The following is a 9,232-nucleotide window of genomic DNA, read 5'->3' on the forward strand; positions in this document are numbered from 1 at the left end:
ACTATGGCCGCTTATGCGCGGGGTTTTTATCGGGCAAGGTTCTGTGTTGCGCACAGAACCTTGCTTGTCAGCCCAAGCCTTTGACTTGTTCCGCCGCGCTTTTCCCCGCCACAAAGCCTGTGCAAGAAGCGGCGGTAATGTTATACCCACCCGTATAACCATGAATGTCCAAAATCTCGCCGCAAAAATAGAGTCCTTTCATCAGCTTCGATTGCATGGTTTTGGGATTGATCTCCTTTACATGCACACCGCCGCCAGTCACAAACGCTTTTTCCAGGGGCAAGGTTCCGTTCACTTGCAGGGTGAATTGCTTCACTTCTTGACAGAGACGGTGCAGTTGTTCACGTGAGAGATGGGAGCCGATGAGATCGTCCGCCATCTCGGCCCGCTCCATCATGACAGGGATCAGTCGCTCGGGCACTCGCCCTTTTAAGCTGTTGCGCACCGTTTTCTTGGGGTTGCCCTTCATTTCTTTCCACCAAACCTCTTCCAAAGCGTTCAGCTTCTGGTCCGGATACAGGTCGATGGCCACCGGCACCGAACGGATTCCCCCTTTCTTCAGCTCTTTAACCACGAACTGACTGCAACGAAGCGCGATGGGGCCGGAGAGGCCAAAGTGGGTAAAGATCATGTCGCCGCGATGCTCGATGATTTTTTTTCCCTTGGGGTTCAACACGCAAAGCGTGACATCGCGCAAGGAGAGGCCTTGCAACGCTTTGCTTTTGATCAGTGGCTCAGCCGAAGTGAGCGGCACTTCGGTGGGAAACAGTTCGGTCACCGTATGGCCGGCTTCTTCTGCCCATGGGTAACCATCTCCGGTTGAACCGGTATGGGAAGCCGCTTTCCCACCTGCCGCCAAGATCACGGCGGGAGCGTGAAAGACTTCCCCCGTATGGCATGCCACACCTGCGACTCTGCCATTCTCATACAGGACGCGTTTGACCGGCGTATTTACGCGAATCTCTGTGCCGACAGCCTTCACCTTTTTAATCAAGGCTTGGACAACCGTTTTGGCGCTGTCGGTGACGGGGAACATGCGGCCATTGTCTTCTTCTTTCAACTTCACGCCAAGGTCTTCGAAGAAATGCATGAGGTCCCGATTATTGAAGACCGAGAAAACGCTGTATAAAAAGCGGCCATTCCCGGGGATGTTTTTGATGAGCTCATCTATTTCCTTGATATTGGTCACGTTGCACCGGCCTCCCCCGGAAATGGCCAGTTTTTTGCCCAGTTTTTCACCCTTGTCCAACAGCAGGACCTTGGCGCCGTGCATCCCGGCAGAAGCGCTTGCCATCAGCCCGGCCGGCCCTCCTCCGATCACGATGACATCGTATTTCATATGATTGCTCCTTTGTCATTGCGTTAACGGTATCTTTACCTAACTTTTTTCATTTTAGGCGAAAGGGTGGGAGATGAAAAGTGCGGTCAGATCAGCTGAGGTTTTGCTAAGGAATGGGCCCGGGTCAAAACGTGTGAGACAGGGAAGAGAGGTTCCCTTGAGTTTTCTGACAAAGAGATTCCGGAGTCGATATTTGAGTCTTCGTTCCTTGGTCGCTTTATCGGGAAGTCGCTCCGTCGCCCGCTCTTCCTCCGTTCGGCACTTCGCTTGATTCAATGCTCCCGGTCACTACGCTTTCACCCACAGGGTACAGGCAAAAACCTTCCTCCTCTAGGGTTTGTCATTTTCCTGAAAGGCTGCCTTTCTGTTTGTTCGTCTTGGTTTTTGATCATAATGGTAGCATCAGATCAAGTTAGGTGGTGCCCATGAGCAAACAACAACAGCAGCCTTGGTGGCAAACCGCCAAATTAGCGGATGACTTGGAAACGAATGTGCGACGGTTGAATGAGATCCTGGGTGTAAACGAAAGCTTCGACATGATTTGCCGCCGTCTCGAATATGGTGGCAAGGCGTGTGCGCTTTATTTTGTGGACGGTTTTGCCAAAGACGATATCCTCAACCGGATCATGGAGCATATGTCCCAGTTGGGTCCAAAGGAACTCAGAACGGATGCGATTGAAAAGCTGGTGAACACGGAGATCGCCTATATTGAGGTTGAGACGACGGATGAGATGGAAAAGGCAGTGAGCGCGATCATGTCGGGTCCCTCCGTATTGTTGGTGGATGGCGAAGCGAAGGCGTTGATCATCGATGCGCGCACTTATCCCGCCCGCGGTCCGGAAGAGCCTGACATCGAACGGGTGGTCAGGGGAGCGCGCGACGGCTTTGTGGAGACCATCGTCTTTAATACGTCGTTAACGCGGCGTCATTTGCGTGATCCCAGACCCCCAAGTCGTGGAAGAAGTGCGGCGGGCCATAAATAAGGTGAAAACGGATAGTTTGCCCATGGCGAAAAAAAGTTTGGAAGAATACTTGTTTAAACGGTATTGGAATCCTTATCCAATGGTTCGTTACACCGAGCGGCCCGATGTTGCGGCGGTGCACCTCTTGGAAGGGCACGTGTTGATCTATGTGGACACTTCGCCGAGTGTGATGATCACTCCGATCACGTTTTTTCACCATGTGCAACACGCGGAGGAATACCGCCAACAGCCTGTTGTGGGGGCTTTTTTGCGGTGGGTACGGTTATTGGCGTTGGCGGCTTCGCTGTTTTTGTTGCCCATTTGGTACTTGATTGCCACTCATCCTGAGATTTTTCCACCGGAACTTCACTTTATCGGGCCGAAGAAGGAGGCGGCGCTTCCTCTCTTTTTTCAGATTGTGATTGCGGATATCGGGGTGGAAGTTTTGCGGATGGCTTCGATCCACACCCCTCACCGTTGGCTACGGCCATGGGGCTGGTTGCGGGGATTTTGTTGGGTGAAACGGCGGTGCAAGTGGGGCTGTTCACCTCGGAGGTCATCCTGTATGTGGCCATTTCAGCGATTGGCACTTTTGCTTCGCCCAGCTATGAATTGGGCTTGGCCAACAAATTGTCGCGGGTCTTTTTCTTGTTGATGACCGCGTTGTTTGGGTGGATTGGTTTTGTGGCAGGCATCCTGTTTTGGTTTATTTGGCATGCGTATCGAAGTGTTGCAAACACCTTATCTGTGGCTGTTGGTTCCCTTTAACGGCAAAGCGCTGTGGGATGTGCTCGTGCGTACACCCATGCCCAACAAGACGAAACGTCCACGCGTTTTATCGCCGCAAGATCCAGATCGCCGAACAGAATCTCTGTGAAAATTACACAGGGATTTTTTTATACGTATTTTAAAATGAGGAAAAATCCGATAAAATAATTTATAGTGATCATAAAGTTAATTCTAAAAACTCATATCAACATGATGAATGACTGCTCAGTCAGAAAGAGGAGGAGTTCCGATGGCTGATACGGAAAAAGTGTGGCTTAAACATTATCCGCCACAAGTTCCCCATCACCTGAATTACCCAGACGTTCCTTTGACACAGTTTTTGGTGGATGCCGCCCGCGATTATCCAGAACGTGATGCGATTGTATTCTTAGGGAAACGGATGACGTATCGCCAGGTGTTAGAAGCTTCTTACCGCCTTGCACACGCTCTGAAGTCACTGGGGGTAGAGAGAGGAGAGCGGGTCGGCATCATGTTGCCCAACTCCCCACAGGCTGTAATCGCTTACTATGCCGTGTTGTTTGCGGGTGGCGTCGTGGTGCAAATCAACCCGCTTTACATGAAGCGGGAGTTAGAGCACCAGTTAAGCGACGCGGATGTCGAGACGCTCATTTGCCTGGATATGGTGTATTCACGAGTCAATGAAGTGAAAGCGCAAACAAAACTGAAGCATGTGATCATTACAAGTATTGGGGATTATCTGCCGTTTCCGAAAAAATGGCTATTTCAACTGAAAAACCGCTTTGAGAACACCCATGTGGAGATTCCGGAGGACCCCGGCGTTTATCGGTTGAAAAAGTTATTGTCCCAGGCCTCGGCAAGTCCGATGGAAGCCCCGTATAAGTCAGGGGATGATCTGGCCTTATTGCAATATACAGGAGGGACGACCGGGCTCGCCAAGGGGGCGATGTTAACCCATCGCAATCTGGTTGTGAATTGTTGCCAAGCGGAGGCTTGGATATATAAAGCGCAGCGGGGGACAGATTCCATCTTGGGAGCCCTTCCATTTTTCCATGTGTATGGGATGACCGTGGTGATGAATTTTGCGGTGCGCTTGGCGGCGACCATGATTTTGGTGCCGAAGTTTGACCGCGATTTGATATTGAAATTGATTGTCGAGCATCGGCCGACGTATTTCCCGGGCGCACCCACGATGTATGTGGGCTTGATCAACCATCCGGACATTAAACGGTATGACCTATCTTCCATCAGCGCTTGCTTGAGCGGTTCAGCTCCGCTGCCGATTGAAGTGCAAGAGCGATTTGAAGAGTTAACCGGGGGGCTGTTGGTCGAAGGGTATGGAATGACCGAATCTTCCCCCGTTACCCATTCCAACTTGATCTGGGAGCGGTCCAAAAGCGGGACGATCGGTTTGCCGTGGCCGGATACCGAGGCCCGCATCGTTGACCTGGATACCGGAGAGGTCTTGCCGCCTGGTCAAGTGGGTGAATTGCAAGTGAAAGGTCCGCAAGTGATGAAGGGATATTGGAAACGCCCGGAAGAGACGGCCAAAGTGTTGGTTGACGGTTGGTTGTCCACAGGGGATATCGGGAAGATGGACGAAGATGGCTACTTTTATATCATTGACCGCAAAAAAGATATGATCATCGCCGGAGGCTTTAACATTTATCCGCGCGATGTGGAAGAAGTGCTGTTTGAGCATCCAGCGGTCCAAGAAGCGGTTGTCGTCGGCGTTCCCGATCCTTACCGCGGGGAAACGGTCAAAGCATATATTGTGCTGAAAGAAGGACAAAAAGTGTCGAAGGAAGAGATAGAGAAGTTTTGCCGAGAGCGTTTAGCCAGCTACAAGATTCCGCGTCTGGTGGAGTTTCGGGAAGAACTGCCGAAATCGATCGTGGGAAAAGTGTTAAGAAGGGTATTATTAGATGAGGAACTACAAAAAAAACAGAACGAGGGAGCATAATGGAGAGCTGTTGCGAGTTAGGCAATGGCAAAAGTATAAAAATACATTGACAATTAAATAATAACATACTACACTTAGAATTGAATGAATAGTCATTCAGCGATAAGGCAGAGAGGAACATGACCATGGCTAAACGGACTGGAGAAAAGTATGAAGCGATCATTGAAGCGGCTGTTCGTGTGATCGCCGAATATGGCTATCATAATGCTCAGGTGTCCAAAATTGCCCGTGAAGCCAAGGTGGCGGATGGTACCATTTATCTCTACTTCGAAAATAAAGATGACGTGCTCATCTCCTTATTCAGTGAGAAGATGGGAACATTTATCAGCCGGGTAGAAGAGGAAATGGCTCAAGTCAATTCAGCAGTGGACCAATTATACAAACTGATTCGTTTGCATTTTGAGCATTTGGAAAGGGATCATAAGCTGGCGATTGTGACACAGATCGAACTGAGACAGTCCAATCCCGAGGTGCGCAAAGGGATTGGGGAGATTCTCAAACGGTACTTGGATGTGATTGACGGCATCGTGGAAAACGGAATGCGAGAAGGTGTGTTTCGCCCTGATCTCGATGTGCGGATCACCCGCAAAATGATTTTCGGCACGTTGGACGAAACCGTCACATCTTGGATCATGAATGATCACAAGTACCGGTTGCTGGACCAAGTAGATGCATTGCATCGCTTATTTGTCTATGGGATGGGTAATTATCACCAGATGGATGCAGACGCTTAGGAGGGAAGCCGCATGAATATCCTCGTATGTTTGAAACAAACGTTTGACACCGAAGAGCGCATCACGATTGAAAATGGCCGCATCAGTGAAGAGGGGGTGGAATTCGTCATCAACCCTTATGATGAGTACGCTGTGGAAGAAGCGATTCGCTTGAAAGAGAAGCACGGTGGCGAAGTGACGGTGCTGACCATCGGACCGGAGCGCGCGGAACAGGCCCTGCGGACCGCGATGGCGATGGGGGCGGACAAAGGGGTGATCGTCGATATCGAGGACTTGGGCGAGGAAGTGGATGAACATACCGTTGCCCAAATTCTGCATGCGACGATTCAGGAAGAAGATCTGGAATTTGATATCATTCTCTGCGGTTACATGGCGGTGGATGACGGTTCCGCCCAAGTGGGTCCGCGTTTGGCAGAACTGTTGGAAATCCCCCATGTCTCCACCATTGTGAAACTGGAAGTGGATGGAGATCAAGTGACGGTGGAGAAAGATGTCGAAGGGGACTTAGAGGTGATTGAAGCCAAATTGCCTCTCTTGGTGACAGCGCAACAAGGTTTGAATGACCCGCGATATCCATCCCTGCCCGGGATCATGAAAGCGAAAAAGAAACCGCTTACTCGCTTGGAGCTAGATGATCTCGACTTGGACGAAGATGAAATCAAAGCCAAAACGGAGACGACTGAAATCTTCTTGCCGCCGAAGAAGCAAGCGGGAAAAGTTCTGCAAGGAGAGATCCCCGATCAAGTGAAAGAACTGGTGCAATTATTACATTCGGAAGCCAAAGTGATCTAACGGCGAGGAGGAGCGTAGCATGAGCAAACATGTATTGGTACTAGCTGATGTTCGTGAGGGCAAACTCCGCAATGTTAGCTTGGAAGCGCTGGCAGCGGCACGCAAGGTGGCGGCGGGAGGAGCAGTCACGGCAGCTGTGTTGGGATCGGGCGCCAAAGACTTGGTGGGCCCCCTTGTCGAGCATGGTGCGGACAAGGTGGTCATCGCATTAAATAAAGAATTGGATCAATATACCACCGATGCTTATTTTCAAGCCTATAAAAAGGTGATCGAAGAAGTGAATCCCGATGTGATCTTGACCGGCCATACGGCTGTGGGCAAGGATGTCAGCCCGCGTTTGGCTGCCCGTCTCGGGTTGGGACTCGTCTCCGATTGCACACAAGTAGAGGTGGAAGGCGACAAAATCGTCTTTACCCGTCCGATTTATGCTGGAAAAGCATTCGTCAAGAAAGTGTTTACCGAAGGAACTGTCTTTGCGACCCTGCGTCCCAACAATATTCCCGTCGGAGAGCCTGATGCGTCCCGTCAAGCGGACGTGGAAGAAATTTCGGTGACGTTTGCGCCGGATTCTTTGCGCACCTTAGTCAAAGAGATGGTGAAGAAATCCACTGATGGGGTTGACCTGACCGAAGCGCGTGTCATCATCTCCGGTGGACGGGGTGTGAAAAGCGAAGACGGATTCAAGCCGCTGTATGAGTTGGCCAACGTGTTGGGCGGAGCCGTCGGCGCATCCCGCGGGGCGTGTGATTCCGGTTACTGCGACTATGCTTTGCAGATCGGGCAGACGGGGAAAGTCGTCACCCCGGATCTTTACATCGCGTGTGGCATTTCCGGTGCGATCCAACACTTGGCGGGGATGTCCAACTCCAAAGTGATCGTCGCGATCAATAAAGATCCCGAAGCGCCGATTTTCCAGGTGGCCGATTATGGAATCGTCGGAGATTTGTTCGAAGTCGTGCCGCTGTTGACCGAAGAACTGAAAAAACTTCTGCAGAACCAAGCCTAAGCTGTTTAAAAGGTCGTAAGAAGGGGAAAGAAGGGCACGTAACCGTGCTCTTTTTCTATTTCGCGACCCGAAATACTTGGAACTTTTTATGTGAAGTGGTATACTAACAAAGAGCCTGTTACATATGCAGGAAAGTGTTTATCAAAGGTTGCGGAAAAGGAGGGTTTGACCGTGGCTATCGTGGAACTTACGGATCAAACATTCAATAAAGAAGTACAAAGCCCGGATGCGGGTGTTTTCTTGGTGGATTTCTGGGCTCCGTGGTGCGGCCCATGCCGTCAATTGGCTCCCATCCTGGAAGAGGTGGAAGCGGAAATCGGCGATCAAGCCAAAGTGGCAAAAGTAAACGTGGATAACAGTCCCGAAACGGCTGGCCAATTTGGTGTCATGTCCATTCCCACTATGATTCTTTTCAAAAACGGGGAAGCGGTGAGCAAAGCCGTTGGCGTCCAACCAAAAGAACAATTGATCGCTTGGGTGAAAGAATACCTGTAAGCAAGCAAAAGGCCTGGCTTAACGCCAAGGCCTTTTTACATTTTTGGGGGTGTCCGCTCGTCATCGGCAGAGGGTGTGTCGGTTTCTTCCCCTTGTGGCATATCGCTTGGTTCGGATGTTTGAATCATTTCATCTTCGGTCGGGGCAACCGGTGTTGCCGACGCATGGCTTGCCTGATCTTCCCCTGCCGCTTGGTATTGTTCCGGGAACAAGACGGGGCGCAGATGGTCTTTATAACGGCTGGCCAGAATGAGATTGGCGCTGACGCCGGCAAATGGTCCGACAAAGATGAAAAAGAAAATCCCGAAAATCACCAAGAAGATGACGGACATGGTGCCCAGTCCACTCATGCCGCTTTCGAAGGAGACGCCCATAATCACCGCCAGGATCAGCAGGATGAGTCCATATCCCAGAATGATGCCCAAGGCTGTCACGGCAGCCGTCAAGACGGTGACAAACGATTTGCCAAATGCGCGTTTCCACAATTTGGTCGATTGTTTGACGGATTGCCACGCTGTGCTTTTCTCCTTAATGATCATGATGGGAGCAAATATCGTCACGGCATAGACAAACAACGCATAGAGAGCCAGGATAAAAATGAACAGTCCCAAACCGACTGCTTCCAGATCGGGTGCGCTTTCGGCAAATACAATGAAAATGATGGCCGCGATCATGACGGCGGGGATGAATAACGCCGAGACGATGAGCGTCAGGAAAGTCAAGCGCTTGATATGGTGAAACGCATGATGAAAATATAGGTCTAACGATGAGCGGTTTTGAAATACCGCTTCGATGCCGGCTCCATAAGAAGCGCCTGTTGACATCGCGCCGACGACCAGCTGTGCGAGAAACATGCACAAGTAGGCGATGATGCTCGCGATGAGGGTGCCAGAACCCAATTGCGCAGGATCTTCAAGGGGATCGGCGAATAGGCTTTCAGATGCGCCCACAGCAACCATGAGCAGGGAAAACGCCAAAGAAATTCCTGCGTAAATCGCGCCAAAGACAATCATGCCGAGTAGTTGCATCCATGCGAGTTTAAATCCATGTGTTTTGATGTGTTCCATTCGTTCCTCCTGATGGGAAGGGAAGTATGATTCGACTAGGGCGTGTCTGGTGAATGATTAATTGAGCCACATGATCAAGGAAATCAAGGTAATGGCAGCACAAAAATAAACCGCCCGTTTTTCATAA

General features: G+C 50.6%; 7 protein-coding genes and 1 pseudogene. 6 read left to right on the forward strand and 2 right to left on the reverse strand.

Annotated features, from left to right (window positions below):
- Positions 1-67 precede the first annotated feature (67 nt).
- Positions 68-1,339, reverse strand: coding sequence for a BaiN/RdsA family NAD(P)/FAD-dependent oxidoreductase (locus ACFQNG_RS17740; protein WP_379867109.1), 1,272 nt, complete (start codon positions 1,337-1,339; stop codon positions 68-70).
- A 425-nt stretch (positions 1,340-1,764) separates the two neighbouring features.
- Between ACFQNG_RS17740 and ACFQNG_RS17745 the strand changes: the two are divergent.
- The 6 genes and pseudogenes from ACFQNG_RS17745 (at position 1,765) to trxA (ending at position 8,038) form a co-directional block, all read left to right on the forward strand.
- Positions 1,765-3,178, forward strand: a pseudogene (locus tag ACFQNG_RS17745) (spore germination protein).
- A gap of 141 nt (positions 3,179-3,319) precedes the next feature.
- The gene (locus ACFQNG_RS17750; protein WP_379867110.1) at positions 3,320-5,011 is read left to right on the forward strand and encodes a long-chain-fatty-acid--CoA ligase; all 1,692 of its coding nucleotides are present in this window, start codon (positions 3,320-3,322) and stop codon (positions 5,009-5,011) included.
- Between the two features lie 125 nt (positions 5,012-5,136).
- Positions 5,137-5,745: a TetR/AcrR family transcriptional regulator gene (locus ACFQNG_RS17755; protein WP_379867111.1), complete on the forward strand. Its 609-nt coding sequence runs from the start codon at positions 5,137-5,139 to the stop codon at positions 5,743-5,745.
- 12 nt (positions 5,746-5,757) lie between these two features.
- On the forward strand, positions 5,758-6,537 hold the full coding sequence (locus ACFQNG_RS17760; RefSeq protein ID WP_379867112.1) for an electron transfer flavoprotein subunit beta/FixA family protein: 780 nt from the start codon (positions 5,758-5,760) through the stop codon (positions 6,535-6,537).
- 19 nt (positions 6,538-6,556) lie between these two features.
- On the forward strand, positions 6,557-7,543 hold the full coding sequence (locus ACFQNG_RS17765) for an electron transfer flavoprotein subunit alpha/FixB family protein (protein WP_379867114.1): 987 nt from the start codon (positions 6,557-6,559) through the stop codon (positions 7,541-7,543).
- Between the two features lie 171 nt (positions 7,544-7,714).
- Positions 7,715-8,038 carry a thioredoxin gene (gene trxA / locus ACFQNG_RS17770; protein WP_379867116.1) on the forward strand — a complete coding sequence of 108 codons (324 nt, stop codon included), beginning with the start codon at positions 7,715-7,717 and terminating at the stop codon, positions 8,036-8,038.
- A gap of 35 nt (positions 8,039-8,073) precedes the next feature.
- Here the strand turns inward: trxA and ACFQNG_RS17775 are convergent, their stop codons facing one another.
- Positions 8,074-9,105 carry a hypothetical protein gene (locus ACFQNG_RS17775; protein WP_379867117.1) on the reverse strand — a complete coding sequence of 344 codons (1,032 nt, stop codon included), beginning with the start codon at positions 9,103-9,105 and terminating at the stop codon, positions 8,074-8,076.
- Positions 9,106-9,232 lie beyond the last annotated feature (127 nt).

Source organism: Laceyella putida (genome assembly GCF_042665195.1).
Taxonomy (GTDB): Bacteria; Bacillota; Bacilli; order Thermoactinomycetales; family Thermoactinomycetaceae; genus Laceyella; species Laceyella putida.